Raw genomic sequence first — 25,329 nt, forward strand, 5'->3', positions numbered from 1 at the left:
CAGGCGGCTGGCAACACGCTATGAGCGACTGGCGAGAAACTACCAGTCGCTACTCAACCTTGTATCCGCCGTCATATGGCTGGCCTAATTGTTAACGCTCCCTAGCAGGCGCGCTAAATTGATGGCTCCGCCGGAGTGAGGCGGTAAAGCATTCAGCGACATGGATAACTCTCTTTGAAATAGTTTGAAAAAGTCTATTAAATGTCTGACATTTTAACAAGTCAGCCAATAGTCGCCAGTAAGGCTATTGGATGAAAGATTAAGAGCAAGCATCGTGATACGCTAACTTAAACGATTAAGTTAAGGTTTAAGCATGACGTTAGCGGATTTTGAGCCTCAGCGGCCTGTGGTGCATTTTACTCCCCCGATGGGATGGATGAACGATCCCAATGGGCTGGTGTTTTTCGAAGGCGAGTACCATCTGTTTTATCAGTACCACCCCTTGGGAACCGAGTGGGGGCCGATGCACTGGGGGCATGCGGTCAGCCGTGACCTGTGCCGGTGGCAGCATTTGCCCATTGCGCTGGCGCCCGATGAAGAAGGGGCCTGCTTTTCCGGCAGCGCCGTGGTGGATGAGCACGATGTCACGGGGCTGTTCGATGGCAAGCCTGGGCTGTTGGCGTTCTATACCTGCCACAAGGTGCTCTCCGATGACCCGCAGGATTACCAGCAGTCCCAGTGCCTGGCGTACAGCCGCGACAAGGGGCGTACCTGGCAGCGCTATGCGGGGGATCCCGTCCTGCCGCCGCCCGGTTTCAAGGATTTCCGCGACCCCAAGGTGGTGTGGCATGCCCCCCGCCAGCGCTGGGTGATGGCGCTGGCCTGCGGGCAGGAGATTCACTTTTATACCTCGACCAACCTGCTGGCGTGGCAGTTTGCCAGCGCTTTTGGGGCGGGCGAGGGCGCGCACACCCAGCACCCCTGGGAGTGCCCGGACCTGTTCGAGCTACCGGTGGAAGGCGCCGAGCCCCATGAGCCCGCGTCGCGTTGGGTGCTGGTGGTAGGCATTGGTGCTACGCCGGATAACCCGTTTGGCTCGTTTACCCAGTACTTCGTGGGTGATTTCGACGGCCAGCGTTTCACCAATGACAACGCCCCGGATAGCGTGCTGATGATGGACGAAGGGCGGGACTTCTACGCGGTGCAGAGCTGGTCGAATACCCCTGGGCGGCGGCTGGCGCTGGCGTGGCTGAACAATTGGCAGTACGCCAACCATGCCTCTGAAGCGGGCTGGCGGGGCACCATGAGTCTGCCCAGGGAGCTTGCGCTGCGCGCAACGCATCGTGGCGTGCGCTTATATCAGCGCTTCACCCGTGAGGCGGCTCGAGCGCTCGGCGCCCCCCGCCATCTCTCGCCTCGCTCGCTGCAAACGGTGGGGGAGCACTGTATCGCCCTGCCGGAAGGCACGGCCGTGCAAGGGCAGATGACCCTGACGCTGAAGCCGGGGACGCGGCTGGCGCTCTCGCTGCAGCAGGGCTACCAGCAGCAGTTATGGCTGTCGGCAGGCGAAACGCAGACGGCGCTGCACTATGCGCGCCAGGGCAGTAACGGCCAGGCCGCCTTCGATGAGCACTTCGCCTGCGACCATGCGGCGGGCAGCGTCGATGGATTGACCGTCAAGATCCTCTGGTGGTGCGATCACGGAACGCTGGAAATGTTGATCGAGGGCGCCACCGAGCAGCGCAGCATCAGCCAGGTGAGCCTGGTGGATCATCGCCGTCAGCCGATCGCACTGAACCTGGTCAGCGGTCGGGTGGCGATCATGGAAGGCCTCACTCAGAGCGTCGCCGAGTAGACTGCTCGGCGACGCTGAGGGCTAGCCTGCGGAGCCGCGCAGGGCTTCGATATCGGCGTGGGTGGGCAGGGCGGCATACGCGCCGGGTCGGGTCACGGCATGGGCGCCACAGCGGCAGGCAATATCCACCGCGCGGCTGAGAAACGCGCTGTCCTGATGCCAGTTGGCGCGGATGCCGAACCGGGAAAGCTCCGCCAGCAGGCCGCCAATGAAGGCATCACCGCCGGCGGTGGTGTCTACGGCCGTCACGCTGGGTGGAGCGATGGTCTGCTCGATACCAACGCCTTTCAGCACCACGTCATGGGGGCCGTCAGTGATCACGATGACTTTCACACCGGCGGCCATACGCTCGGCGAGCCACGCCTCCCTGAGATGGTTGCCGCGCAGGTAGTCCAGCTCTTCCAGCGAGACCTTCACCAGTTCGGCGCTATCGATCAGCTCGGTGACCCGCCACACATCCGCCGAGCCGTCCGCCCACAGGTTGTGGCGCAGGTTGGCATCCACGCTTACCAGGCAGCCCGCTCGCTTGGCCATGGCGGCAATGGCCAGGGTGGTGTCGGCGATTTCCGGGTCGGTCAGGCTGTTGCTGCACAGGTGCACGATGGCAGGCTGCTCGAACACGCCGTGGGGCAGGTGCTCCAGGCGGTAGAGCAGGTCGGCGGCGGGTGGGCGGTAGAAGTCGAAAGTGCGCTCGCCATGGCTGTCTCGGGAAACGAAGGCCAGCGCCGTGCGGGCCTCTCGGGTCAGCACCACGCCTTGGGTGTCCACGCCGTGGCTTTGTAGCTCACGGATCAGGAAGTGCCCAAAGGTATCGTCACCGACCATGCCCAGAAACTGGCTGGGTACGTTCAACCGGGCGCAGGCCACCGCCACGTTGGCTGGCGCGCCGCCTGCGTAGGGGGTGAAGGTCTCTGGCCCCGTGTCGTCGCCCAGGCGGCTGGAGAGCATGTCAATCAGGGCTTCACCGAAAGCAATCACCGGCGTCATAGGTCTTTCCTTGTCATTATTGGCATTGGATGTGAAATAAGCGCGTCAAGCGACGCAGTGGCCGCGGGCCGCCTCCAGCAGTTCGTACCAGGCTTCTCGGGGCAGGGCTTCCGGGCCATTGAGCATATCGGCAATGCGCTCCGCTTTCACGCTGCCCACCACCGGCGCCGGGGGTGCTGACGAGCTCGCCTGCCAAACGGTTCAGCACGCGGCTGACCTCGCCCTGCATCAACTGACCGCCCGCGCTCGGGTTGTCGTTGGCAATGCTGGCTTTGGTGACCACGTGGAGCCGCTTGGCCAGCGCCGGGCGGGCACGCAGCGCCTGGCCGAATAGCGTTTCGCAAGCTCCGCTGCCGTAAATATCGGCATGGTCGAACCAGTGCAGGCCTTGTTCCAGGCGGGCTTCGATCCAGTCGGCCAGCTGGCTCGCCTGGTGCATCTCTTGCGCTTCATGCAGGCGCATCATGCCGAGTACGAACGGCACGTCAAAGGTCACAGCAGCCATGGCGTGTTTCCGTCAGTTTAAAAGACTTCTTCGTTATGCAGCGCTTCGGCGGCACCCAGCAGGCCGGTCCACGGGTGGGTCACGATCCACACCGGAATATCGGCGTTGTACGCCCCCATGCGCCCCTTGTTGACGAAGCTGGCGTGCAGCTCGCATTTAGGTAGCCACGCCAGCAGCCGGGGCAGAATGCCGCCGCACAGATACACGCCGCCGCGTGCGCCCATGGTCAGGGTGGCGTCACCGCAGACGTCGCCGAGGATTTTCAAAAAGCGCAGCAGGGTGGCTGTGGCCAGGGCGTCACCCTGATTGGCCGCCTGGGTCACCTCGGCTGGGGTTTCGCAACGTGGCGCTTGGCCTTCCAGCGTGCAGTGGGCCTGATAGAGTTCCAGCAGCCCCTGGCCGCACAGGATGCGCTCGACGCTGACCCGCTGGTGGCGCTGCAGGAAAACATCCAGCAGCGCCCGCTCGGTGGTGTCGGTGGGCGCAAAGGTGACGTGGCCGCCTTCGGTGGGCAGCGGAATCCAGGCGTGCTGGCCGGGAAACACCCCGGCCACGCCTAGCCCGGTGCCCGGGCCGATGACCAGACGGGTCGAGTGCGACTGGGCGACGCCGGGCTGCACTTCGACGAGGTTGTCTTCGCCCACGTGGGGTACGCCCAGCGCCTGGGCGGTGAAGTCATTGATGACCTTGAACAGCGACAGGTTCAGCGCCTGCTGGACGTCGCTTTTCATGAAGTCCCAGTGGTTGTTGGTCATTTTCACCCGCTCGGCGTGCACCGGGCAGGCGAAGGCCAGGCAGGCCTCCTCGGGGGCGTTATCCCCGGTCGCGCCCACGCGGGCGAGGTAATCCTGAATCGCCTCGACCACGCCGGGGTAGTCTGCGCAGGGCAGGTTGAGGATATCGTGGGGCGTCACCTCGCCAGGCGCTACCAGCGCCAGGCGAGCGTTGGTGCCGCCAATATCACCGATCAGTGCCGGTCGCATCAGGCGTCCTCTTGAAAGATCTGACCTTCCTGGCGGGCCAGGTCATCGGCTTCGAATCCCCCCAGCGAACCGGCTCCCTCTTCACCGCGCATGGCGAGATGACGGAAGCCTGCAAACAGCTCGCGGCCCAGGCCGACGTGGTAGTGGTCGAGATTGGCAACGGCCAGCGGGCGCTCGGCCCAGGTAGCGGCATCCACCTTGGCTTCCAGGGTGCCGGCATTGGCATCCAGGCGCACCACGTCGCCGTCGCGCAGCTTGGCCAGCGGGCCGCCGTCCAGCGCTTCCGGGCTCATGTGAATGGACGCAGGCACTTTGCCCGACGCACCGGACATGCGGCCATCGGTGACCAGCGCGACCTTGAAGCCACGGTCCTGCAACACCCCCAAAAACGGGGTGAGCTTGTGCAGCTCGGGCATGCCGTTGGCTTTGGGCCCCTGGAAGCGCACCACCACAATCACGTCACGGTCCAGCTCGCCGGATTCGAAGGCGGCTTTCATTTCGTTCTGGTCTTCGAAGATCTTGACCGGCGCTTCGACCACCCGGTGCTCTTCGGCCACCGCCGAGACCTTGATCACGCCACGGCCCAGGTTGCCTTTCATGACGGTCAGGCCGCCGGTAGCGGCAAAGGGCGTAGCGACCGGGCGCAGCACTTCTTCGTCCAGGCTCTTCTCCGGGCCTTCGCGCCAGACCACTTTGCCCTCTTCCAGGAAGGGCTCCTGGGTGTAGGCGGTCAGGTCGGTGCCGAAGACGGTGGGAATGTCACCGTGGAGCAGGCCCGCGCCCAGCAGTTCACGGAACAGGTAGCTCATGCCGCCTGCGGCCTGGAAGTGGTTGATGTCCGCCTGGCCGTTGGGGTACACCTTCATCAGGCTGGGGGTCACCGCCGAGAGGTCGGTGAAGTCGTCCCAGTTCAGGGTGATGCCCGCCGCCGCGGCCATGGCAATCAGGTGCATGGTGTGGTTGGTCGAGCCGCCGGAGGCCAGCAGGCCGACCACGGCATTGACGATGGCGCGCTCGTCGATCTGCTTGTAGAACGGACGGTACTCGCCGCCTGCTTCAGTATTGCGAATGGTCTGTTCGGTGGCGTAGCGGGTCAGCGCTTCGCGCATCTCGGTGCCGGGGTTCACGAACGACGTGCCCGGCAGGTGCAGGCCCATCACTTCCATCATCAGCTGGTTGGAGTTGGCGGTGCCGTAGAAGGTGCAGGTGCCGGGGCTGTGGTAAGAGTCGGACTCTGCCTGCAGCAGCTCTTCGCGGCCCACCTTGCCTTCGGCATACAGCTGGCGAATGCGCGCTTTCTCCTTGTTCGGCAGGCCGCTGGGCATGGGGCCTGCGGGTACGAACATGGCGGGCAGATGGCCGAAACGCGCGGCACCGATGAACAGGCCCGGGACGATCTTGTCGCACACGCCCAGGTAAATGGCGGCGTCGAACATGTTGTGTGACAGCCCCACCGCCGTGGCCATGGCAATCAGGTCCCGGGAGAACAGCGATAGTTCCATGCCCGGCTGGCCCTGGGTTACGCCGTCACACATGGCCGGTACGCCGCCCGCAAATTGCGCGGTGGAACCCATGGCCCGCGCCGCTGCCTTGATGGTTTCCGGGAAGGTTTCAAACGGCTGGTGGGCCGACAGCATGTCGTTGTAAGACGAGATGATGCCCAGGTTGGCGCTGTTCATCAGCTTCAGGGCATCTTTTTCCTGGGGGCTACAGGCAGCAAAGCCGTGGGCCAGGTTGCCGCAGGAGAGCTCGGCACGATGCACGCCACGCTTGTGCTGGTCGGCCATGCGGCGCTCGTAGAGGGCGCGGCGCTCGGCAGAGCGTTCACGAATGCGTTGGGTGACTTCCGCGACCTTGGGGTGAAGGGCTGCGGGGGTAGAACCAGACGTTGAACCAGGCATAGAAACCTCTGCATGAGTAGAGACGGTGAAAGTATCTTGTAGTTATTTTACATTTTATGGCGCCAATAATAGAGACCTTACGGCAATAAAAAGCCGATTTATAGCTTAAGTTGTAGTTTTATTACCCGAAAGGATGAGCCGGATGATCCCGGCGTCCAGCCCATGATAGCCAAAAAGCGCTCATGGGCCGAACGCGCCTGCTCAGGACTCGACCTCATCGCTGCTGATATGGAACAGCATGGCATACAGGGTGGGCACGGCAATCAGCGTCAGCAGCGAGGCAAACGCCAGGCCGCCCATGATGGTCACGGCCATGCTGTTGAAGAAGGCGTCGGCCAGCAGCGGCAGCATGCCAAGGATGGTGGTGCCAGCGGCCAGGAAGACCGGCCGCAAGCGGCTGACGCTGGCGTCCACCAGTGCAGAAAAGCGCGCCTTGCCCTCCTTGATCTGCCCGTCGATCTCATCCACCAGCACGATGGCGTTTTTCATCAGCATGCCCGACAGGCTGAGCATGCCCAGCAGCGCGGTAAACGAGAAGGGCAGGCCGGTTACCAGTAGGCCAATCACCACGCCACACACCGACATGGGCACCACCAGCCAGATGATCAGCGGCTGCTTGAGCTTGCCAAACAGCAAAATCGAGGTCAGCAGCATCACCAGCAGGCTGATGGGCAGCTGCTGGGCCAGCGCCTCCTGGGCATCGCCGGAATCCTCGTGTTCACCTCCCCAGCTCAGCTGGTAGCCCGGTGGCAGCGTCATGCCCTCGATCTCTTGGCGAATGCCGTCGAACGCCTGGGCGGCGGTATAGCCCTCGGCGGGGTCGGCCCCGACGGTTAGCGTGCGCACCCGGTTGCGGCGTTGAATCAGCGCTTCCTCGCTATCGGTATCGAAGGAGGAGACCACCTGGCTGATGGGCACGAAGCGCTGCTGCGCGGCGCTCCACACGTTGCGGTTTTCCAGCAGCGCCACATCGTCCCGCTCGGCCGCCGGGGGGCGGGCGACGATGGGCAGCAGGTGCTCGCCCTCACGGTAGGTGCCTGCCCGAATGCCCGACGAGGCAAACTGCAGGGTCTGGGTGATGTCTTCACGGCTGACCCCGGCAATGCGGGCGCGCTCCTCGTTGATGCGCGGCCGCACCACCAACTCCTGCTGACGCCAGTCGGTGCGCTGGTCGATCAGGTAGGGGCTGTCGGCCATGATGCGCTGGGCCTGGTCGGCCAGCGAGCGCAGCACTTCCGGGGAGGGCCCCTGAAAGCGCGCCTCGATGTCCGCGCCATCGCCTGGGCCAAATTGCAGCCGCTGGGTGCGTACCTGCGCGCTGGGAAACGCTTCGTTCAGCTCTCGGTAGAAGCGCTGGTCCAGCGCGGGAATGGCGTCCAGGTCTTCGGTGCGCACGATGAACTGGGCATAGGCGGTGTTGGGTTGCTCCGGAGCGTAGGTGAGCATGAAGCGGGTAGCGCCCTGGCCGATGAAGCTGGCCACCGATACCACGTCCTCCTGCTCCAGGATATACGCCTCGATATCGGCGGCGTAGTCGGCGGTCGAGCGAATGTCGGTGCCCTGGGGCAGCTCCACATTGACGAAGAACAGCGGCGTGTTGGAGTCCGGAAAGAACGACTGGGGTATCAGGCTGAAGGCCCACAGGCACACGGCGGTGATCAGCACCAGCGCGCTGACGGTGACGATGCGTATGCGCAGTGCCAACAGCAGCACCCGGCGATAGGCGCGATAGAGCAGGCCGCCGTACAGCTCGCGCTTGCTGGGCTCGTCGTCGTTCTCCTCGTTCTCGTGCTGGCGCTCGCCTGCTTGCTGCTCGTCAGCGGACTGATCCTCGTCGTCGCCTTTTTGGCGCAGCAGGTAGTAGCCAAACAGCGGGGTGACGGTGATCGCCAGCAGCCAGCTCAGCATCAGGGACACCAGAATGACCATGAACAGCGAGTAGAGAAATTCGCCGGTGACATCGTCCGACAGGCCAATACCGGCAAAGGCCATGATGCCGATCACCGTGGCGCCCAGCAGCGGCAGCTGGGCACGCTTGGCGGCGCTGCCGGCTGCCTCCTTGGCGCGCTGGCCGCGCTTGATGTTGGTGACCATGCCTTCGGCGACCACGATGGCGTTATCCACCAGCATGCCCATGGCGATGATCAGCGCCCCCAGCGAGATACGCTCCATCTCGATGTTTAACAGCCCCATGAACAGCAGGGTGCCCAGCACGGTGAGCAGCAGGGTACTGCCGACCACCACGCCGATGCGCCAGCCCATGGCCAGGCACAGCACCCCGATCACGATGGCCACCGACATGGCCAGGTTGAGCAGGAAGTCGTTGATGGCATCGTTGACCACATGGTGCTGTTCGTAGAGAGGATGTAGCTCTACGCCCAGCGGCAGGCGGCTTTTCAGCTCTTCCATGCGGGCTTCGACGGCTTCGCCCACTTCGATGATGTTGTCGTTGGCGGCGCCCGCAATGCCGAGTGTGAAGGCATCCTCGCCGTTATAGCGAATCAGCTGGTTGGGCTGGTCGCTGGGCTCGCGGTAGACGGTGGCGATATCCATCAGCGACACCTGTTCGGTGGTGCCGGGGCGGCCGATGCGGATGGCTTCGATCAGCGCGGTGCTGTCGATGTCGCTACGCGCCACCAGCCGCACCTGGCGTTCCCCTACCCGCAGGCTGCCCGCGTTTTCCACGGCGTTTTCGGTCTGGATGGTGTTGATGACCTGATTGATGGGAATGCCCAGGGTGGTCAGGCGCTCGTTGGAGATGTCGATGTAGATGGTCTCTTCCCGCTCGCCTGCGGTGGTCACCCTGGCCACGCCGGGTACTGCCAGCAGCTCGCGCTGAAGAAACGTCGAAATGTCGCGGATCTCCCGCGTGGTGAGCCCATCGGCCGTGACCGCATAGAAAAGGCCGTACACTTCACCGAAATCGTCGTTGACCTGGGAGCCCAGCACCCCCTCGGGCAGGTCGCCCTGGGCATCGTTGATCTTGTTGCGCAGCTCATCCCAGATTTGCGGCAGTTCGTGGCTGCTGTAGCTGGAGTGGACTTCCACCTGGATTTCCGAGCGCCCAGGTAGCGACTTCGACTTGATGACGTCGATCTGCTCCATTTTCTGGATAGCGCGCTCAAGGCGTTCGGTGACCTCATTTTCTACTTCTGTCGCGGTGGCGCCAGGATAGGGCGTATTAATAATCGCGTTAGGGATGGTGAAGGATGGGTCTTCGAGTTTGCCGACGGCGTTATATCCCCACAAACCACCAAATAAGCAAATTAAGACGATTAGCCACGTGTTTAAAGGCCGTTCTATGGACAGCTTTGCGATATTCATAAGGCCTCCTAGAGCGCGGCTTTGAGCGGTTTGACGCGCATGCCGTCGCGCAGCAGGTGTACCCCGGCCGCCGCAATCGACTCGCCAGGCTGAACGCCTGCCACCAGCATCACGGCGTCGTCGCTCAGCTCACCCACGGTGACCTCCCGGGGCGATACCGTGCCCTCGTCGGGGTCGTAGACCCACACGCGAAAATCACCGCTCTCGGTGGTGTCCAGGGCGCTGGCTGGAATCATCATCACCCCGGACACCAGCCGCTCGGCGGGTTCGATGAACACGGTGGCCGTGGTGCCGGGCAGCGCCACCAGGTGCTCGCCTTGGGCGGGCGCGAACTCCACCTGATAGGTCTGGGCGACCTCGTCGGGCTCGGTGATGTGTTCGCGGTACTCCAGCGCAATGCGCTCGCCGGGCAGCGTGGCGATCTCGGCTTCGGCGTTGAAACCGTGTTCGCCATCGAGATGCTGCATCAGCGCTTCGGGCACGTTGATGCGAATGCGCAGCTCCGAGATGTCCTGAATACGGACGACTTCGGCATTGGGCGGCAGCGTGGTGTGGTTTTCCACCAGGCGGCGGGCAATCAGCGCATCAAAGGGCGCGTACAATGAGGTGTAGGCCAGCTCCTGGCGGGCGCTCTCCAGCTGGGTAGCGGCCAGCTCGGCATCAGTGCGGGCCGCTTCCAGCACCGAGGCGGAGACGGCGTTATGGCGATACAGATTTTCCTGCCGCTGCAGATGCTGACGGGCCTGGGTCAATTCCGCTTCCGCGGCGCGCACCTGCAAGGCGTAATCGGTTTGATCGAGCTGGGCGATCAGCTCGCCTTTGGCCAACGTGGTGCCCTGTACGGCTGGAAAGGTGGTCAGGCGCCCGCCCACCTGAAAGGCCAGATTGACGGTGCTCACGGCATCGACGCGACCCACGAAACGACGGCCCGAAAAGGCCTGCTGCTGGCCGGTCTCAAACAGTTTGACCACCTGAGCCGGAGGCTCGGGGGGCTCTTCGGCGTCTCTGCAACCTGCCAATAACGTCACGCATGCCAGCAACCCGGCCAGAGTGGGTAGCCACTTCCCCTTGCGGATGAACCTCATTCAATGCCTCCCTGCAAGTCAATGGGGGATCACGGTGGTGTGATGTATCCCCTGTTTCGTTAGTCTCCTATAATAGGTACTCTTAGCCACTTCGAACAGGTGTTTGGTTAAACGCCGCCCTAAATCGGTATTCACCCGAACTGCAAGGATGATCAGCGTGCACAGGAATCGCCCGTGGAGCCCCCGCCTCAAACCGTTCACCACTGCCTCGGCGCTGGCCTTGCTGCTGGCAGGCTGTGCGGTCGGCCCGGAGTATCAAGCGCCCGACATCGAGCTGCCGGAGAGCTGGCCTGCCCATATCACCCTGGAGCAGCAGGCCCGTGACGACTGGCACCGCTGGTGGCAGCGCTTCGAAGACCCGGCGTTGAACCGGCTGGTCGAGCGCGCCAGCGAAGACAATCTCGAACTGGCGATTCAGTTGGGGCGCATCCGCGAGGCCCGTGCTCAGCTGGGGTTTGCCGATGCGGAGCGCTTTCCCACCGTGGGTTATCAGGCCGAAGCCAACCGTGAGCGCACCCCGGGGGCGGCGCTGCCCATCGATGTTCAGCCCGTGCAGGAGCTGCTGACCTCCACCAATAATCAGTACTCCCTGGCCGCCAGCCTGGAGTATGAAATCGACCTGTGGGGGCGGCTGGCCAACCAGCGTGCTGCGGCCATGGCCGCCCTGCAGGAGAGCCTGTTTGCCAGAGACGCCGCCGAGCTGGGCGTGATCGGTGACGTGGTCACCACCTACGTCAGCCTGAAAAGTGCCGAAGCCCAGCAAGCGCTGATGGAAGAGACCCTGGCCGCGTACCAGGAGACCTATCGCCTTCAGGCGCTGCGCTTCGAGCATGGCGACATCAGCGAACTGGAACTGCGCCAGGCCGAAGCCGAGTGGCGCAACCTGCAGGCAGAGCTGCCGTCGCTCAAGCAGCAGGTGGAAACCCTGCGCGGGGCCCTGGGCACGCTGGTGGGCATGTCCCCTGATGAGCTGCTGACTACCCTGGACACCGGCACGTCGCGGCTGGATGACCTGGCCCAGCCGGTGGGCATACCTGCCGTGATGCCGTCGGCGATGCTCCAGCGCAGGCCCGATATTCGCTCGGCAGAAGCGGCGCTGATTGCGGCCACCGCCCAGATCGGCGTGGCCGAGGCCAACCGCCTGCCGTCGCTCAATCTCAGTTCCTTTTTGGGCACTACGGCCGCCAGCACCAGTGATCTGTTCAGCGATGTGGCCCGCACTTGGGGCGTCGGGGCCTCGGTGATGGGGCCGCTGTTCGACTTCGGCCGTAGCCAGTCCGGGGTGGAAAGCGCCGAAGCGCTGGCCGAACAGGCCGAAGCGCAGTATCGCCTGACCGTGCTGACCGCTTTCAACGAAGTGCGCGATGCGCTCTACAGCTACGACTTCAGCGAGCGACGGCTGGCCGCCATCGACGAACAGCTGGAGGCCGTTGCCCGTACCCGGGAGCTGGCCGTGCTGATGTACGACCAGGGGCAGGTGAGCCAGCTGGAGCGCTTGGACGCCGAACGCAACCTGCTCTCGGCCCGTTTGGCCCAGGCCGATGCGCGCCGTGAACAGCTGGCGGCCACGGCCACGCTGTTCAAGGCGCTGGGCGGTGGCTGGCAGGAAACCCCCGTTTACTGATTGCCGGTAAGGTAACCACAGCCCGGGCGGCTCCGTTGGCCGCCCGCATCTGTTACCATGCTGCGCTTGCGATCACTTCATCTCTGGTTTTGCTGCCACTGGAGCTGCCATGCCTCCCTGCGCGTCCTCTGCTGCCGCTTCTGAGTCCCTTGCCGCTTACCCCTGGCTGCCCGACATCGGCCCCGTCGATGCCGCCGCCGCTGAGCGCACCCGTGCCTACCTTGACACTTTGACCAAGCCGCCCGGCAGCCTGGGCAGGCTCGAAGCGCTGGCGATTCAGCTCAGCGCTATCACAGGCAGCGCCCGCCCTCGGGTGGATAGCCCCACCGTGGTGGTGTTTGCCGCCGACCACGGCGTGGCCGCTGAAGGCGTGTCGGCGTTTCCCCAGGAGGTGACCGCGCAGATGGTCGCCAACTTCGTTCAGCAGGGCGCGGCCATCAACGTGTTTGCCCGCCAGCTGGGCGCTCGGGTGGACGTGGTGGATGTCGGGGTGGCGTCGCCGCGACCGCTGCCGGGAGCCACCGATGCCCGCGTGCGTTCGGGCACGGCCAACATGCTGCACCACGACGCCATGCCGCTGGACGACGCGCGCCAGGCCCTGCAGGCCGGCATGGCAGCGGTCGAGCGGGCCGTAAAGGCGGGGGCCAATGGGCTCATCGTGGGCGAAATGGGTATCGCCAACACCACCGCCAGCAGCGCCATGCTGGCGGCCTTGCTAGGGGTGCCTGCCGCCCAGGTGGTGGGGGCGGGCACCGGCATCGACAGCACCCAGCAGGCCCACAAGGCGGCGGTCATCGAACGGGCGCTGGCCAATCGCCAGGCGAATCCTGATGACCCTCTGGAGGTGTTGTGCAAGCTGGGCGGCCTGGAAATCGCCGCCATGGCGGGCGCGTACCTGGCGGCGGCGGCCTACCGCCTGCCCGCGGTGGTGGATGGCTTCATTGCCACGGTGGCGGCCCTGACCGCCTGCCGCATGGCCCCAGCACTGCGCGACTACCTGGTGTTTGGCCACCGTTCGGCGGAGCCGGGCCACGCCCTGGCGCTGGAAGCCCTGGCGGCGCAGCCGCTGCTGGCCCTGGAAATGCGCCTGGGCGAGGGCAGCGGGGCGGCGCTAGCTTACCCGCTGCTACAGGCTGCTGCCGCCATGCTCAGTGACATGGCCACGTTCTCCCAGGCGGGGGTGAGTGGCAAGGCACCATGAGCCTCGACTTGCTGAGCCTGCCCGCTCTGGCCGGATGGGTCGCGCTGGCCATCGTCATCGATTTGATCGTGGGGGACCCGCGCGCGCTGCCCCACCCGGTGGTGATCATCGGCAAGGCGATTAGCGCCCTGGAGCACCGCTGTAACCACGGCAGCCCCCAGCGGCGGCGCCTGTTGGGCGGGTGCCTTACCCTGGTGGTGGTGCTGGGCACCTTTTCGGTGGCCTGGCTGGGGCTTGCGCTGTTGTCGTGGGTGCACCCCTGGCTGGGGCTGGCCGCCGAGCTTTGGCTGCTGGCCACCACGCTGGCCATCAAGGGGCTAGCGGATGCCGGGCGGGCCATTGCCGCCCCGTTGCGGCAGGGCGACTTGCCCGGCGCGCGGCAGGCGCTTTCCAGAGTGGTGGGGCGTGATACCCAGGCCCTGGATGAAGCCGAGATTACCCGAGGCGCGGTGGAAACCGTGGCGGAAAACACCGTCGATGGCATTACCTCGCCGCTGCTGTTTGCGCTGCTGGGGGGCGCGCCGCTGGCGCTGGCCTACAAGGCCGTCAATACGCTGGACTCCATGGTGGGCTACCGGAACGAGCGCTACGGCGACTTCGGCTACGCCTCGGCCAGGCTGGACGACCTGGCCAACTGGCTGCCTGCCCGGCTGACCGCCCTGTGCCTGTGGCTGGCGGGCGTGCTGTATGGGGTGTTTCACCGCTCACCTCTGCGCTGGCGGGGCGCCCTGGCGGCCACCTGGCGCGAAGCACCCCGCCACCCAAGCCCCAACGCGGGCTGGCCCGAGGCAATGGTGGCGAATTTGCTGGGCGTCCAGTTGGGCGGCACCAACGTCTACCAGGGGCAAGTATCACACCGGGCCACGCTGGGCACCGCCCATGATTTACTGAAAGCCAGCCACATCACTACCACGATTTGGCTGATGCACGGGGCCTGGTTGATGTTCTTCCTGCTGCTGTTCTTCCTGCAGCTGTGCCTCGTGATGGCTACGGTGGCCGGGTGATGCGCGACCAGCCCGGCAACCTTCCCCTCGACCATTGGCCAAGCCACGGTGGCCAGGCCGCCGCGCTGCTGCAGCGCTTTGGCCTGCCTGCCGACCACCCGCTGGAAGATATCAGCGCCAACCTGAACCCGCTGGGCCCGCCCGACTGGGTAACCGGCTACCTGGCCCAACGCCTGGCTGGGCTGGGCCGCTACCCCGAACCGGACTACCGCGCCGCCAGGCAGGCGATTGCCGAACACGCAGGCGTGGAGCCGGGGCAGGTACTGCTCACCAATGGCGGCGCGGAAGCCATCTTTCTGGCGGCGGCGCACCACGCTGGCCAGCAGGCGCTGATCGTCACCCCCACCTTTGGCGAGTACGCCCGGGCCTGCAACGCCCACGGTGTGCGCATCAGCGAGCTTGGCCTGTTGCCGGGCACCTTCGACCCGCCCGAGGCCGCGTTGCTGCAGGCGGCGGCCAGCGCTGATGTTGTGTTCGTCTGTCGCCCCAACAACCCCACCGGCACGCTGCTGCCCGTGGCGCTTATCGAGGCGCTGCTGGACGCCTTGAAACCGGGGGCCTCGCTGGTGGTGGATGAAGCCTTTATCGACCTGGCGCTGGAAGCTACACCGCTGACCCCGCTGCTCCAACGCTACCCGGCGTTGATCCTGCTGCGCTCCATGACCAAATTCTTTACCCTGCCGGGCCTGCGGCTGGGCTACGTGCTGGCCGATGAGGGGCGTATCGGCCAGCTTCAGGCGCAGCAACCGCCCTGGAGCGTCAATCATCTGGCCGCCGAACTGGTGCCGCCGCTACTGGCGGATGAGGGCTTTGCCCGGCGTACCCACCAGTGGTTGGCCGGTGAGCAGCCGCGCATGGGCGCTGCCCTGGCCGCGCTGGGGCTGGAGGTGGTGCCCAGCCACAGCTGCTTTCATCTGTTGCGGCCTGGGGCCGCCCAGCGGCAGCGGGGCATTTCCAGTATCGTGCTGCTTGAACGCCTGCTTCACCAAGGTATGCTGGCGCGACATACCCATGGTTTTGCTGGCTTGAAGGGTGGTTGGCTAAGGCTGGCACTGCGCGATGGTGTGACCAATGATCGGTTGTTAAAGGTGCTGAATGATTGTCTTTGTTAGTGGAGGGGCTCGGTCGGGCAAGAGCCTGGTGGCGGAGCAGTGTGTTCAGCAATACGCCGACGGCAAGACGTGTTACTACGTGGCCACCGCCGATATCTACGACAGCGAAATGGCCGAACGGGTAGGCCATCATCAGGCCCGCCGCGCCAACCACTGGGTCACCCTGGAAGCCCCGCTCAACATCGAACAGGCCGTGGCCCAGGTGCCCAACGGCCATGCCGCCCTGTTGGACTGCCTGACCCTCTGGGCCAGCCAGGTGATGTTCAATACCCAGGAGGACGCCGCCCCGGTCAGTGAAACGGAAGCCTTTGCACTGTTGGTGCGTGCGCTTCACGATGCCCGCCGCCGGGGGGTGACGCTGGTGGTGGTCTCCAACGATCTCAACGAAGCGCCCTTGCCTGCCTCGGCAGAGGTGTGGCGCTACGTGGAATTCCTGCAAAGGTTGCACCGCTGGCTGGCGGCTCAGGCCGACCGGGTGGTGGAGGTGGTGGCCGGGCAGTCCATCGAATGGAAGGCGGCTGGCGCACCATGAAACACGCCCTGTACGGCATGCTGCTGGCGCTGCAGTTTCTGACGCGCCTGCCGATCCCCGTTGCCTGCCCCTGGACACCGGCCACCCGGCGCTGGGCCATTCGCGCCTACCCGCTGGTGGGCCTGATGGTGGGAGCGCTGCTAGCCTGTGTCGCCCTGCTGTTGGGCCAGTGGCAAACCCCATCGCCCATCACGGCGCTGGTGCTGCTTAGCCTGTGGGTGGCCATTTCCGGTGGCCTGCACCTGGATGGCGTGATGGACCTGGCCGATGCGCTGGGCAGCAACCAGCCCGTGGCCCGCCGATGGGAGATCATGAAAGACCCGGTGGTGGGTAGTTTTGGCATGCTGGCGCTGGTGTTTCTGCTGGCCTGGAAAGGGGTGCTGCTATGGGCGCTGGTGCACTATCAGGCGCCGCTTGGCTGGCTGGCGGTGGCCCCCGCGCTGGGTCGGCTGGCGGGGGTGGCCCTGCTGGTGCTGACGCCCTGTGCCCAGCCCAGCGGCCTGGCCTTTAGCTGGCAGCAGTCGCTGGGCCGAAGGGACGTGGTGCTGGCCCTGCTGCCGCTGCTGGTCGGGGCACTGTTCATGCCGGGGCTGTGGGTCTGGCTGGTGGCCACGGCCTTGTGGGTCGTGCTGATGCGTCAGGCGCTGCTGCGCTTATTTCACGGCATCAACGGTGACATGGTGGGTGCCACTATCGAAGGAGGAGAGCTTTGGCTACTGGTCTTGATGTGGAGCTGGTGGCAGTTCGCCACGGTATAACGTCCTGGAATCTGGAGCGTCGGTACCAGGGGCAGCGCGACATTCCACTGCTGTTCCCGGACGCGGAAGCGGGCCTGCTGGCCCTGCGTGACGCCTTGGCAAGCGAGCGTTTCGATGCCATTCATGCCAGTGACCTGGGCCGCTGCCAGGAAACCCTGGCGTGGTCACAGGCGGCCAGGCCCGGCATGCCGGTGTACCGGGAGCCGCGCTTGCGAGAGCTGGATTTTGGCGAGTACGAAGGAAAGGTTTACGATGAACTCAAGGAGCTGCCGCACTACCGCGCCTGGATAGACAGCGCGGGCGAGCTGCAGATACCCGGCGGTGAGTCGTCTGGCCAGCTGCGCGAGCGCCTCGATGCCTGGCTGGAAGAGGTGGCGCAACAGGCGCGCGAACAGGGCCATCGCAAGGTGCTGGTGGTGACCCACGGCGGGGTGATTCGTGAGCTGCGCCGCCGGTTCGAAACGCTGGATTTCTGGGCGGGCATCGTCCATCAGGCCCAGGGCCGTCGCTGGCAGCTGACCTATCAGCCCAACGATGCAGGCAAAGGAGAGTGGCAATGCAACTGTTCATCGGCGGTGCCAGCGCAGGCAAGCGAGACGCAGTAAAACAGCGCTTTCCCGGCGCGGTGTGGTGGCGCCTGGCGCCGGGCCAGCGCTTGCAGGAAGTGTCCCACGTCATGCACCCCGGCACTCCGCTGGTGCTGCATGGCCTGTTCGAATGGCTCTCGGCGGCCATTCACTCCGACTTCAGCAGCGACGAATGGCGCGCCCACTGGCGCGAAGATCTGCAGCGCCTGGACGAGGCAGCGGCAGGCCAGCAGGCCACCCTGGTGGTGATTGCCAACGAGCTGGGCCGAGGCCTGGTGCCCATGGCCCGGGACCAGCGCCGCCTGAGGGACCTCAGCGGTTGGTTCACCCAGGACGCCGCCGCCCAGGCAAGCCAGGTGTGGTACGTGCGCCATGGGCTCGTGCAAGCGCTGAAAAGCACGGCATAAAGCACGGCATAAAGCACGGCATAAAGTCCGACATAGTGCAGCACGCCCCGCCTGGCCAAAATTGACCTGATTAGCGCAAGTTGCTAGTTTACGCGCACTCTTAGGTGCTGATGGCGACCCTTCGCCCTCAGTTAAACGGGAAGTTGGTGAACGCGACTGCGTCAATCCAACGCTGCCCCCGCAACGGTGATCGAGACAAGAACGGCCAGGACGCCACTGTGCTCAGGCATGGGAAGGTGGTCGTTCGGAAAGGGTCGGCGCTTGAAAAAAGCGTCTCCTTTCGCTCGTCAGCCCGGAGACCGGCCCAGGAGTGACGGCTGAAAAAGCCACGGATTACCGGCATGCGGTGGGCATGTGCAGGGTGTAGGGTGGGCTGCCAACGCAGCTTGCCTGCCTTGCGTGTGCGCCTGCGCCGGCCACTAAAAAACACGCTGTGCGGGTGAGCACAGTGCGCAAGGGATCCATCATGCAACGTTTATCTTCTACCGCCACGCTGGCGGCATTTGCCATGGCCGCCGTGCCCATGGCCGTTCATGCGCAGGCGCAGCAGCAGGCCTCGGCCAGTCACGATACGCTCAATCCTGTCGTCGTGACGGCGGCGCTGGCACCGCGTACTGCCAACGAAAGTCTCTCTTCGGTCACCGTTCTGGATGAAGCGACGCTTCGCCGCCAGGACCCGGTGAGCATCACGGACCTGCTGCGCGGCCAGCCGGGCGTGGACGTTTCCAGCAACGGCAGCTTCGGCAAGAACAGCAGCGTCTTTCTGCGCGGCACCGGCAGCGCCCAGAACGTGCTGCTGATCGACGGCATTCGCTTACGTTCGGCCACCAGCGGCGGCGCGGCCTGGCAGTACCTGGAACCACGCATGTTCGACCGCGTCGAAGTCGTGCGCGGCCCCCGTGGCAGCCTCTACGGTGCCGATGCCATGGGTGGCGTCATTCAACTGTTTACCCCCGAAGGGCGTGAGGAAGGCCCGCAGCCGCGTATTTCCGCAGGCGGTGGCTCGTTCAACACCCAGCGGCTCAGCGCGGGTATCAGCGGCCGAGAAGGCGGCACCCGCTACAGCTTTGCCGGTAGCCACTTCACCACCGATGGCCAGCCCGTGCGCCGCGATGGCGACGACAAGGGGTACGACAACACCTCGGCGCTGGCGCGGGTATCGCATACCTTCGATAACGGTGCCGAAGCGGGCGTGCTGGCCCTGCGTGCCCGTGGCCATAACGAATACGACGGCGGCGAGAACGACTTCGTGCAGCAGGTGGCCGGGGTATATGGCGAGCTGCCGCTGACAGACAGCTGGCGTAGCCGCCTGACGCTCAGCGAATCCCGCGATGAGAGCGATAACTTCGATGGCTTCAGCGAGTCTGCCTTTAATACCAGGATCCGCGCTGCCCGCTGGGAAAACACTTTCACCGCAGGGGCCCATGAGCTGGTGGCCGGAGCCGAGTACAGCGAAGACCGGGTAGACAGCACCACCGCCTACGATGAAACCAGCTGCAGCAATGCCGCCGTGTTCACCCAGGCCCTGCTGGACTTCTCCCCGCTGCTGGTACAGGCGAGCCTGCGCTTCGACGATAACGAATCCTACGGCGAGGAAGTGACCGGCAGCCTGGGGCTGGGCTACCAGCTGGACGACCACCACACCCTGCGCGCCAGCTACGGCACGGCGTTCAATGCGCCCACCTACAACCAGCTCTACTTCCCTGGCTTCGGCAATCCCGATCTGGAAGCGGAAACGTCACATACCGTCGAGGCTGGGCTACGCGGCCAGTATGCCCAGTGGTTCTGGGATGCGGCGCTGTACCAGACCGACATCGACAACCTGATTGCGGGGCAGGGGCTGCAGTTCAACGTGCCGGAAAGCCGTATTCGGGGAGCCGAGCTGAGCGCTGGGCTCGAACTCGACGCCTGGACGCTGGCGGCGGCGCTCACCTACACCGACCCGGAGAATCGCCTGACCGGCATGCGCCTGCAAAACCGCGCTTCCCAAAGCCTGCGTCTGGACATCGACCGTGAGCTGGGCGAGTGGTCGGTGGGCGGCTCCTGGCTGGCCCAGAACCACCGCTATCGGGATGCCGCCAATCAGGACCGCCTGAGTGGCTACGGCCTGGTGAACCTGCGCGCCGGTTGGCAGTTTGCGCCGCTGTGGAGCGCCCGGGTGACGTTGGAGAACGTGCTGGACCAGGAGTACACCACCACGCGCTCCTTCGACGGTGCCGACTACATCAACGCTGGCCGGGCAGGGTTCCTGAGTGTTCACTTTGGCCAATGACACACTGACACGCGGGGCCCTGGGCCTCGCGTTTTCGTTCATGGCGGCCGCCGCCCAGGGGCATGACCATTCACGCTGCGCGGTGGATGATCGCGACCGAGAGGTGTGCCTGCACGCCTCTGCCAACCGTATCGCCACGCTCTCGCCGGGGGCCACTGAGCTGACCTGGGCCGCCGGGGCGGGGGATCAGGTGGTGGCGGTGGTGAGCTACAGCGACTACCCCCCGGAAGCCAAACAGGTGGCCTCGGTAGGCAGCCACACGCGCATCGATCTGGAAGCGCTGGTGGGGCTAGCGCCGGACCTGGTCATCGGCTGGGTGACCGGCAACCCCGCCGAGCAGATGGAGACCCTGGAAGCGCTGGGCATGCCGGTGTTCTACATCGAGCCGCGCAGCGTGGAAGCCGTCGCCCACACCATCGAACGACTCGCCCGGCTGGCCGGTACCGAGCCAATAGGGCGACAGGCGGCCAGCGAGTTCCGAGACGGCATGGCCGCGCTCACCGCGCGCTACCGCGAACGCGACCCGGTACCCACCTTTTACCAGGTGTGGGACGAACCGCTGATGGGCGTCAGTGACGAACATCTGATTGGCCAGGTGGTGACCCTGTGCGGCGGCGAGAACGTGTTTGGCGGGCTGGAACGGCTGGTGCCCAGACTGGATGACGAAGCCGTGCTGGCCGCCAACCCGGAAGCCATCATCGCGGGCGGCATGGGCGAAGAGAACCGCCACTGGCTGACCCACTGGGAGCAATACCCCCACCTGGACGCGGTGGCCAAGGAGAACCTCTACTTTGTACCGCCTTCACTGATCCAGCGGCCCACCCCGCGACTGCTGGAAGGCACACAGCTGCTGTGCGACAAACTCGACCAGGCGCGCCAGAAGCGCGAGGACGCCTGATGCCGCTGCGCCGCAGGACACCCCTTGGCCTGCTGGCCCTGATGGCCGTGGCGGCGCTGCTGTTTTCGCTGACGGTGGGCAGCGCCTCGCTTTCCATGGCTCAGCTCTGGGGCGTGGTTCAGGGGCAGGGCGATGCGCTGGCGCGCACCCTGGTGGTGGAGCTGCGCCTGCCAAGGGCGCTCTCGGCCTTTGCGGTGGGCGGGCTGCTGGCCGTGGCCGGGGCGCTGATGCAGGTGCTGCTGCGTAACCCGCTGGCCGACCCCTACGTGCTTGGGCTTTCCGGCGGCGCCTCGATTGGTGCCTTGGCGGCCATGTTGGCGGGCCTGGGCGGCCTGTTGGTCTCCGGTTCTGCATTCGTGGGGGCGCTGGTATCGACGCTGCTGGTGTTTGGCCTGGCCCATGGCCGGGGCGGCTGGACTCCTTCCCGGTTGCTGCTGACCGGCGTGGTGGTGGCCGCCGGTTGGGGCGCGGTGATTACCCTGATGCTGGCGCTGAGCCCCGCCGAGCGGCTGCCCGGCATGCTCTACTGGCTGATGGGCGACCTTTCCTACTCCCGCACCCCCTGGCCGCCGCTGCTCCTGCTGCTGATGACCTGCTTGGTGCTGGTGCCGCTGGGGCGCAGCCTGAACGTACTGGCCCGAGGCCCCCAGCAGGCGGCCGCGCTGGGGGTCGATGTGCGCCCGCTGGAGTGGAGCATCTACATCGCCGCCAGCCTGCTCACGGCCGCCGCCGTGACCAGCGCGGGCAGCATCGGCTTTGTGGGGCTGATCGTGCCGCACATGCTGCGCCTGGTGCTGGGCAACGACCAGCGGCTGATTCTGCCCGCCTGCGCCCTGGCCGGGGGCACGCTGCTGGTGCTGGCCGACACTCTGGCCCGCACCTTGATTGCCCCGGAGCAGCTGCCCGTGGGGGTAATCACCGCGCTGCTGGGCGTGCCCACGTTCCTCTTTCTGCTCTACCGGAGCCGCTGATGACCCGCTTGGCCACCCAGGAGTTGATCATCGACGTGCCGGGGCGCCGTTCAGGCACCGCGCTGAACCTCACCATCGAGCCGGGGCAGGTATGGGGCGTGCTGGGCCCCAACGGCGCGGGCAAGACCACGCTGCTGCACACTTTGGCCGGGCTTCACGCCCCCCGCTCGGGGCAGGTGCTGCTGGGCGACACGCCGCTTGGCCAGCTGCGCAGGCGACAAGTGGCCCAGCGGCTGGGGCTGGTGTTTCAGGAGCGGCTGGACGGCTTTCCCGCCACGGTACTGGAGACCGCGCTGATAGGCCGCCACCCCTACCTTTCCCTGTGGCAGCGGGAAGGTGCCGACGACTACGCCCGCGCCGAGGCCGCGCTGGCCGCGCTGGACGTGGCCCACCTGCGCGACCGCCTGGTGAATACGCTTTCCGGCGGCGAACGCCAGCGGGTGGCCATGGCCACGGTACTGACCCAGGCCCCCAGCCTCTGGCTGGCCGATGAACCCACCAATCATCTGGATTTACACCATCAAAGTGCGGTGATGGCGCTGATGGCCGAACAGGCCGCCCAGGGCAGCGCGGTGATGATGTGCCTGCACGACCTCAACCTGGCCGCCCGCTGGTGTGACCACATTCTGCTGCTTTACCCCAGCGGCGAAGCCTGCTGGGGCCCCCGGGACACCATGCTGGTGCCCAGCGCGCTGGAGCGGCTCTACCGCCAGCGGCTGGCCACGGTAGAGGTGGACGGCGCGCCGGTGTTCGTGCCCATTCAAGCGCCATTGATCGATCATGAATGATTCAAGGAAGCCACATGTTGCAAGGTGAAGCACACGCCGCGTTGATCAGCGCCCCCGGTTCCGGCCAGGGCAAATCCATGGTGACGGCGGCACTGGCCCGGCTGCACCGCAATGCCGGGCGCACCGTGCGGGTGTTCAAGCACGGCCCCGACTACCTGGACCCCATGGTGCAAGAGGTCGCTTCTGGCCAGCCGGTGTACCAGCTTCACCCCTGGATGACCGGCGAGCACGAGTGCCGCTGGCGGCTGGCCAAAGCCGCCCAGGAAGCCGATGTGATTCTGGTGGAAGGCTCCATGGGGCTGTTCGATGGCTCGCCCTCCAGCGCGGACCTGGCCATGCTGGCGGGTATTCCCGCGCTGCCGGTTATCGATGCCTGGGGCATGGCGCAAACCTTCGGCGCGGTGGCCCAGGGCCTAGCCAACTACCACCCGGATCTCGCCATTCACGAAGTGATCGCCAACCGCGTGGGCAGCCCCGGCCACGGCAAACTGCTGGCCGAGAGCATGCCGGAAGGCATTGCCCTGCTGGGGGCCATTCCCCGCCACGAGGCCATGCAGATCCCCGACCGCCACCTGGGCCTGGTGCAAGCCAGCGAACTGGGCGGCCTGGATGCCCAGCTGGATGCCGCTGCGAAAGTACTGGAAGAGGCCGGGCTGGGCCGCCTGCTCAAGCGGGTCACGCTCAGCGCTGAGGCCCCCACACCTGCCCCGGCACATCTGCGCGGCGTGCGTATCGCCATCGCCAAAGACGACGCCTTCGCGTTTCTCTACCGCGCCAATCTCGACGTGCTCGAAGAGATGGGTGCCATTCTGCGCTTCTTCTCGCCGCTCGATGACGCAGCCCTGCCAGAGTGCGATGCCCTGTGGCTGCCCGGCGGCTACCCGGAACTCCACGCCGCCCGCTTCAGCGCCAACCAGCCCATGCACGACGCCATTCGCGCCCATCACTGGGCAGGCAAGCCCATACTGGCCGAGTGCGGCGGGCTGATGAGCTGCGTAGAGCAGCTGGTAGATGGCGACGGCAACGGCCACGCCATGCTGGGGCTACTGCCCGGCACCGCCAGAATGGCCGGAAAGCTCACCGCGCTAGGGCTGCAAAGCCTGCACACCCAACGCGGCGAACTGCGCGGCCACACCTACCACCACTCGCTGCTGGACACCTCCCTGAAGCCGCTGGCCCGCACCCGCAAGCTGGCAGGCAGCGAAGCCGAACCGATTTACATCGAGGGCGCGCTGGTGGCCAGCTACTTCCACGGCTACTTTCCCTCCGCGCCCAGGCTGGTGGCGGATATTTTCACCGGCCAGGCACTGCAGCCCACCGTGTAACGAGCAGGGGAGGCGGGTCGCCGCAAATCAAATATGGAAGGTTTTTCCAAAAAAGCCCAGTGGGCTATGATAGAGCGACACACACTCCCCAACCCCAAGGAGCCACCATGAGCTTTTACGTCTACCTTTCCGGCGAGATTCACACCGACTGGCGCGAAGAGATCCAGCGCGGCGCAGAAGCCGCAGGCCTGGACGTGGTCTTTACCGCCCCGGTGACCGACCACGACGCCTCCGATGCCGCTGGCGACCACCTGGGCAAGCCGGACAACGGCTTCTGGCGCGACCACCAGTCCTCCAAAGTGAACGCCATCCGCACCCGCACCCTGATCGAACAAGCCGATCTGGTGGTGGTGCGCTTCGGCGACAAGTACAAACAGTGGAACGCCGCCTTCGATGCAGGCTACTGCGCAGCCTTGGCCAAGCCCTACATCACGCTGCACAGCGAAGAGATCGTTCACCCGCTGAAAGAAGTCGACGCCCAGGCCCAAGCCTGGTGCACCACCACCGATCAGGTCGTGGAAACCCTGCGCTACGTACTGAAAGCGTAAAACGTAGCTCGTAAAACATCCCAAGGAGCCCCCATGCGCGAAAATGCCAAAACCCCGGAACGCCATGCTCAGCGCATGGCGGCCAAGCAAAAAATCATGAACGAGCGCATCGCCCGCGCCGACAAAGAGCAGGGCATCTTGCTGGTGCTCACCGGCCCCGGCAAAGGCAAAAGCAGCTCCGGTTTTGGCATGCTCGCCCGCGCCCTGGGCCACGGCATGAAGGTCGGCGTGGTACAGTTCATCAAGGGCGCGTTCAGCACCGGTGAAGAAGCCTTCTTCCGCAACCTGCCCAACGTGGACTACCACGTCATGGGCGAAGGCTACACCTGGGACACCCAGGACCGCGAACGCGACGTCGCCGCCGCCAACGCCGCCTGGGCACAAGCCAAGCGCATGCTGCAAGACGACAGCTACCACATGGTACTGCTCGACGAACTCAACATCGCCCTGCGCTACGAGTACCTCGACCTGGACCAGGTCCTCGACGACCTGCAAGCTCGCCCCGACATGCAACACGCCATCGTCACCGGCCGCTACGCCCCCCAACCCCTCATCGACCTCGCCGACACCGTCACCGAAATGAAAGTCGTCAAACACGCCTTCAAAGACCAAGGCATCAAAGCCCAAAAAGGCATCGAGCTTTGAAGTGAGGAGAAAAATGGAAGGGGAGAGGAGTGGCTGGTGACCCGTGAGTGTTAGACGTTCGGCCCCCGTAGCGCGGC

22 protein-coding genes and 1 riboswitch are annotated in these 25,329 nt (G+C 65.3%); of the genes, 16 read left to right on the top strand and 6 right to left on the bottom strand.

All coding sequences use genetic code 11. The features are described from left to right. Positions 1 to 376 precede the first annotated feature (376 nt). Positions 377 to 1,795, top strand: coding sequence for a glycoside hydrolase family 32 protein (locus tag IE061_RS12930; protein WP_230478465.1), 1,419 nt, complete (start codon positions 377 to 379; stop codon positions 1,793 to 1,795). 21 nt (positions 1,796 to 1,816) lie between these two features. Here IE061_RS12930 and IE061_RS12935 read toward each other — a convergent pair whose 3' ends face one another. The 6 genes from IE061_RS12935 to IE061_RS12960 all read right to left on the bottom strand — a co-directional run bounded on the left by IE061_RS12935 (position 1,817) and on the right by IE061_RS12960 (position 10,580). After that, positions 1,817 to 2,782: a carbohydrate kinase family protein gene (locus tag IE061_RS12935; RefSeq protein WP_193461783.1), complete on the bottom strand. Its 966-nt coding sequence runs from the start codon at positions 2,780 to 2,782 to the stop codon at positions 1,817 to 1,819. Between the two features lie 16 nt (positions 2,783 to 2,798). Next, positions 2,799 to 3,287: an aldo/keto reductase gene (locus IE061_RS12940; RefSeq protein WP_230478466.1), complete on the bottom strand. Its 489-nt coding sequence runs from the start codon at positions 3,285 to 3,287 to the stop codon at positions 2,799 to 2,801. Between the two features lie 17 nt (positions 3,288 to 3,304). Further along, a complete protein-coding gene (gene glk, locus IE061_RS12945) occupies positions 3,305 to 4,270 on the bottom strand; it encodes a glucokinase (protein ID WP_193461784.1) in 966 nt (321 codons plus the stop codon). Next, entirely contained in the window at positions 4,270 to 6,171 is a 1,902-nt protein-coding gene (edd, locus tag IE061_RS12950; RefSeq protein ID WP_193461785.1) for a phosphogluconate dehydratase, read from the bottom strand. The genes glk and edd overlap by 1 nt, the downstream gene beginning before the upstream one ends. Positions 6,172 to 6,372: 201 nt before the next feature. Continuing rightward, the gene (locus IE061_RS12955; protein WP_193461786.1) at positions 6,373 to 9,495 is read right to left on the bottom strand and encodes an efflux RND transporter permease subunit; all 3,123 of its coding nucleotides are present in this window, start codon (positions 9,493 to 9,495) and stop codon (positions 6,373 to 6,375) included. Between the two features lie 8 nt (positions 9,496 to 9,503). Next, entirely contained in the window at positions 9,504 to 10,580 is a 1,077-nt protein-coding gene (locus IE061_RS12960) for an efflux RND transporter periplasmic adaptor subunit (protein ID WP_081192001.1), read from the bottom strand. 148 nt (positions 10,581 to 10,728) lie between these two features. Between IE061_RS12960 and IE061_RS12965 the strand changes: the two genes are divergently transcribed. The 15 genes from IE061_RS12965 (at position 10,729) to cobO (ending at position 25,252) form a co-directional block, all read left to right on the top strand. Further along, on the top strand, positions 10,729 to 12,204 hold the full coding sequence (locus tag IE061_RS12965) for an efflux transporter outer membrane subunit (protein WP_096922777.1): 1,476 nt from the start codon (positions 10,729 to 10,731) through the stop codon (positions 12,202 to 12,204). A gap of 109 nt (positions 12,205 to 12,313) precedes the next feature. Then, entirely contained in the window at positions 12,314 to 13,405 is a 1,092-nt protein-coding gene (cobT, locus tag IE061_RS12970; RefSeq protein WP_193461788.1) for a nicotinate-nucleotide--dimethylbenzimidazole phosphoribosyltransferase, read from the top strand. Continuing rightward, positions 13,402 to 14,409 carry an adenosylcobinamide-phosphate synthase CbiB gene (gene cbiB, locus IE061_RS12975; protein WP_193461789.1) on the top strand — a complete coding sequence of 336 codons (1,008 nt, stop codon included), beginning with the start codon at positions 13,402 to 13,404 and terminating at the stop codon, positions 14,407 to 14,409. Before cobT ends, cbiB begins: the two co-directional genes overlap by 4 nt. Continuing rightward, the gene (gene cobD, locus IE061_RS12980) at positions 14,409 to 15,521 is read left to right on the top strand and encodes a threonine-phosphate decarboxylase CobD (RefSeq protein ID WP_193461790.1); all 1,113 of its coding nucleotides are present in this window, start codon (positions 14,409 to 14,411) and stop codon (positions 15,519 to 15,521) included. Before cbiB ends, cobD begins: the two co-directional genes overlap by 1 nt. Continuing rightward, on the top strand, positions 15,505 to 16,053 hold the full coding sequence (locus tag IE061_RS12985) for a bifunctional adenosylcobinamide kinase/adenosylcobinamide-phosphate guanylyltransferase (RefSeq protein ID WP_081135024.1): 549 nt from the start codon (positions 15,505 to 15,507) through the stop codon (positions 16,051 to 16,053). The genes cobD and IE061_RS12985 overlap by 17 nt, the downstream gene beginning before the upstream one ends. Then, the gene (locus tag IE061_RS12990) at positions 16,050 to 16,811 is read left to right on the top strand and encodes an adenosylcobinamide-GDP ribazoletransferase (protein ID WP_193461791.1); all 762 of its coding nucleotides are present in this window, start codon (positions 16,050 to 16,052) and stop codon (positions 16,809 to 16,811) included. Before IE061_RS12985 ends, IE061_RS12990 begins: the two co-directional genes overlap by 4 nt. Next, the gene (locus IE061_RS12995; protein WP_193461792.1) at positions 16,763 to 17,416 is read left to right on the top strand and encodes a histidine phosphatase family protein; all 654 of its coding nucleotides are present in this window, start codon (positions 16,763 to 16,765) and stop codon (positions 17,414 to 17,416) included. Before IE061_RS12990 ends, IE061_RS12995 begins: the two co-directional genes overlap by 49 nt. After that, the gene (locus IE061_RS13000; RefSeq protein ID WP_096922782.1) at positions 17,368 to 17,805 is read left to right on the top strand and encodes a bifunctional adenosylcobinamide kinase/adenosylcobinamide-phosphate guanylyltransferase; all 438 of its coding nucleotides are present in this window, start codon (positions 17,368 to 17,370) and stop codon (positions 17,803 to 17,805) included. The genes IE061_RS12995 and IE061_RS13000 overlap by 49 nt, the downstream gene beginning before the upstream one ends. A gap of 85 nt (positions 17,806 to 17,890) precedes the next feature. Next, positions 17,891 to 18,127: riboswitch (cobalamin riboswitch) on the top strand. 144 nt (positions 18,128 to 18,271) lie between these two features. Further along, a complete protein-coding gene (locus IE061_RS13005) occupies positions 18,272 to 20,077 on the top strand; it encodes a TonB-dependent receptor domain-containing protein (RefSeq protein WP_193461793.1) in 1,806 nt (601 codons plus the stop codon). Positions 20,078 to 20,117: 40 nt separating this feature from the next. Then, positions 20,118 to 20,975, top strand: a complete 858-nt coding sequence (locus IE061_RS13010) for a cobalamin-binding protein (RefSeq protein WP_193461837.1) — start codon at positions 20,118 to 20,120, stop codon at positions 20,973 to 20,975. Further along, positions 20,975 to 21,946 carry a FecCD family ABC transporter permease gene (locus IE061_RS13015; RefSeq protein WP_193461794.1) on the top strand — a complete coding sequence of 324 codons (972 nt, stop codon included), beginning with the start codon at positions 20,975 to 20,977 and terminating at the stop codon, positions 21,944 to 21,946. The genes IE061_RS13010 and IE061_RS13015 overlap by 1 nt, the downstream gene beginning before the upstream one ends. Further along, the gene (locus IE061_RS13020) at positions 21,946 to 22,734 is read left to right on the top strand and encodes an ABC transporter ATP-binding protein (protein WP_193461795.1); all 789 of its coding nucleotides are present in this window, start codon (positions 21,946 to 21,948) and stop codon (positions 22,732 to 22,734) included. Before IE061_RS13015 ends, IE061_RS13020 begins: the two co-directional genes overlap by 1 nt. A gap of 14 nt (positions 22,735 to 22,748) precedes the next feature. Beyond that, positions 22,749 to 24,059: a cobyrinate a,c-diamide synthase gene (locus IE061_RS13025; protein WP_193461796.1), complete on the top strand. Its 1,311-nt coding sequence runs from the start codon at positions 22,749 to 22,751 to the stop codon at positions 24,057 to 24,059. A 107-nt stretch (positions 24,060 to 24,166) separates the two neighbouring features. Next, complete coding sequence (locus IE061_RS13030) at positions 24,167 to 24,607, top strand: YtoQ family protein (RefSeq protein ID WP_016914164.1); 441 nt, start codon at positions 24,167 to 24,169, stop codon at positions 24,605 to 24,607. A gap of 33 nt (positions 24,608 to 24,640) precedes the next feature. Continuing rightward, a complete protein-coding gene (cobO, locus tag IE061_RS13035) occupies positions 24,641 to 25,252 on the top strand; it encodes a cob(I)yrinic acid a,c-diamide adenosyltransferase (protein ID WP_081135016.1) in 612 nt (203 codons plus the stop codon). The last annotated feature ends 77 nt before the right edge of the window (positions 25,253 to 25,329 follow it).

It is taken from the genome of Vreelandella hamiltonii (genome assembly GCF_014651795.1).
In the GTDB taxonomy this organism is placed as follows: domain Bacteria; phylum Pseudomonadota; class Gammaproteobacteria; order Pseudomonadales; family Halomonadaceae; genus Vreelandella; species Vreelandella hamiltonii.

What these genes read in the sequence shown, in the direction of transcription:
- IE061_RS12930 (WP_230478465.1), top strand. Translation starts at nt 377, where the DNA reads ATGAACGATCCCAATGGGCTGGTGTTTTTCGAAGGCGAGTACCATCTG.
- IE061_RS12935 (WP_193461783.1), bottom strand. Translation starts at nt 2,782, where the DNA reads ATGACGCCGGTGATTGCTTTCGGTGAAGCCCTGATTGACATGCTCTCC.
- IE061_RS12940 (WP_230478466.1), bottom strand. Translation starts at nt 3,287, where the DNA reads ATGGCTGCTGTGACCTTTGACGTGCCGTTCGTACTCGGCATGATGCGC.
- glk (WP_193461784.1), bottom strand. Translation starts at nt 4,270, where the DNA reads ATGCGACCGGCACTGATCGGTGATATTGGCGGCACCAACGCTCGCCTG.
- edd (WP_193461785.1), bottom strand. Translation starts at nt 6,171, where the DNA reads ATGCCTGGTTCAACGTCTGGTTCTACCCCCGCAGCCCTTCACCCCAAG.
- IE061_RS12955 (WP_193461786.1), bottom strand. Translation starts at nt 9,495, where the DNA reads ATGAATATCGCAAAGCTGTCCATAGAACGGCCTTTAAACACGTGGCTA.
- IE061_RS12960 (WP_081192001.1), bottom strand. Translation starts at nt 10,580, where the DNA reads ATGAGGTTCATCCGCAAGGGGAAGTGGCTACCCACTCTGGCCGGGTTG.
- IE061_RS12965 (WP_096922777.1), top strand. Translation starts at nt 10,729, where the DNA reads ATGATCAGCGTGCACAGGAATCGCCCGTGGAGCCCCCGCCTCAAACCG.
- cobT (WP_193461788.1), top strand. Translation starts at nt 12,314, where the DNA reads ATGCCTCCCTGCGCGTCCTCTGCTGCCGCTTCTGAGTCCCTTGCCGCT.
- cbiB (WP_193461789.1), top strand. Translation starts at nt 13,402, where the DNA reads ATGAGCCTCGACTTGCTGAGCCTGCCCGCTCTGGCCGGATGGGTCGCG.
- cobD (WP_193461790.1), top strand. Translation starts at nt 14,409, where the DNA reads ATGCGCGACCAGCCCGGCAACCTTCCCCTCGACCATTGGCCAAGCCAC.
- IE061_RS12985 (WP_081135024.1), top strand. Translation starts at nt 15,505, where the DNA reads ATGATTGTCTTTGTTAGTGGAGGGGCTCGGTCGGGCAAGAGCCTGGTG.
- IE061_RS12990 (WP_193461791.1), top strand. Translation starts at nt 16,050, where the DNA reads ATGAAACACGCCCTGTACGGCATGCTGCTGGCGCTGCAGTTTCTGACG.
- IE061_RS13000 (WP_096922782.1), top strand. Translation starts at nt 17,368, where the DNA reads ATGCAACTGTTCATCGGCGGTGCCAGCGCAGGCAAGCGAGACGCAGTA.
- IE061_RS13005 (WP_193461793.1), top strand. Translation starts at nt 18,272, where the DNA reads ATGCAACGTTTATCTTCTACCGCCACGCTGGCGGCATTTGCCATGGCC.
- IE061_RS13010 (WP_193461837.1), top strand. Translation starts at nt 20,118, where the DNA reads ATGGCGGCCGCCGCCCAGGGGCATGACCATTCACGCTGCGCGGTGGAT.
- IE061_RS13015 (WP_193461794.1), top strand. Translation starts at nt 20,975, where the DNA reads ATGCCGCTGCGCCGCAGGACACCCCTTGGCCTGCTGGCCCTGATGGCC.
- IE061_RS13020 (WP_193461795.1), top strand. Translation starts at nt 21,946, where the DNA reads ATGACCCGCTTGGCCACCCAGGAGTTGATCATCGACGTGCCGGGGCGC.
- IE061_RS13025 (WP_193461796.1), top strand. Translation starts at nt 22,749, where the DNA reads ATGTTGCAAGGTGAAGCACACGCCGCGTTGATCAGCGCCCCCGGTTCC.
- IE061_RS13030 (WP_016914164.1), top strand. Translation starts at nt 24,167, where the DNA reads ATGAGCTTTTACGTCTACCTTTCCGGCGAGATTCACACCGACTGGCGC.
- cobO (WP_081135016.1), top strand. Translation starts at nt 24,641, where the DNA reads ATGCGCGAAAATGCCAAAACCCCGGAACGCCATGCTCAGCGCATGGCG.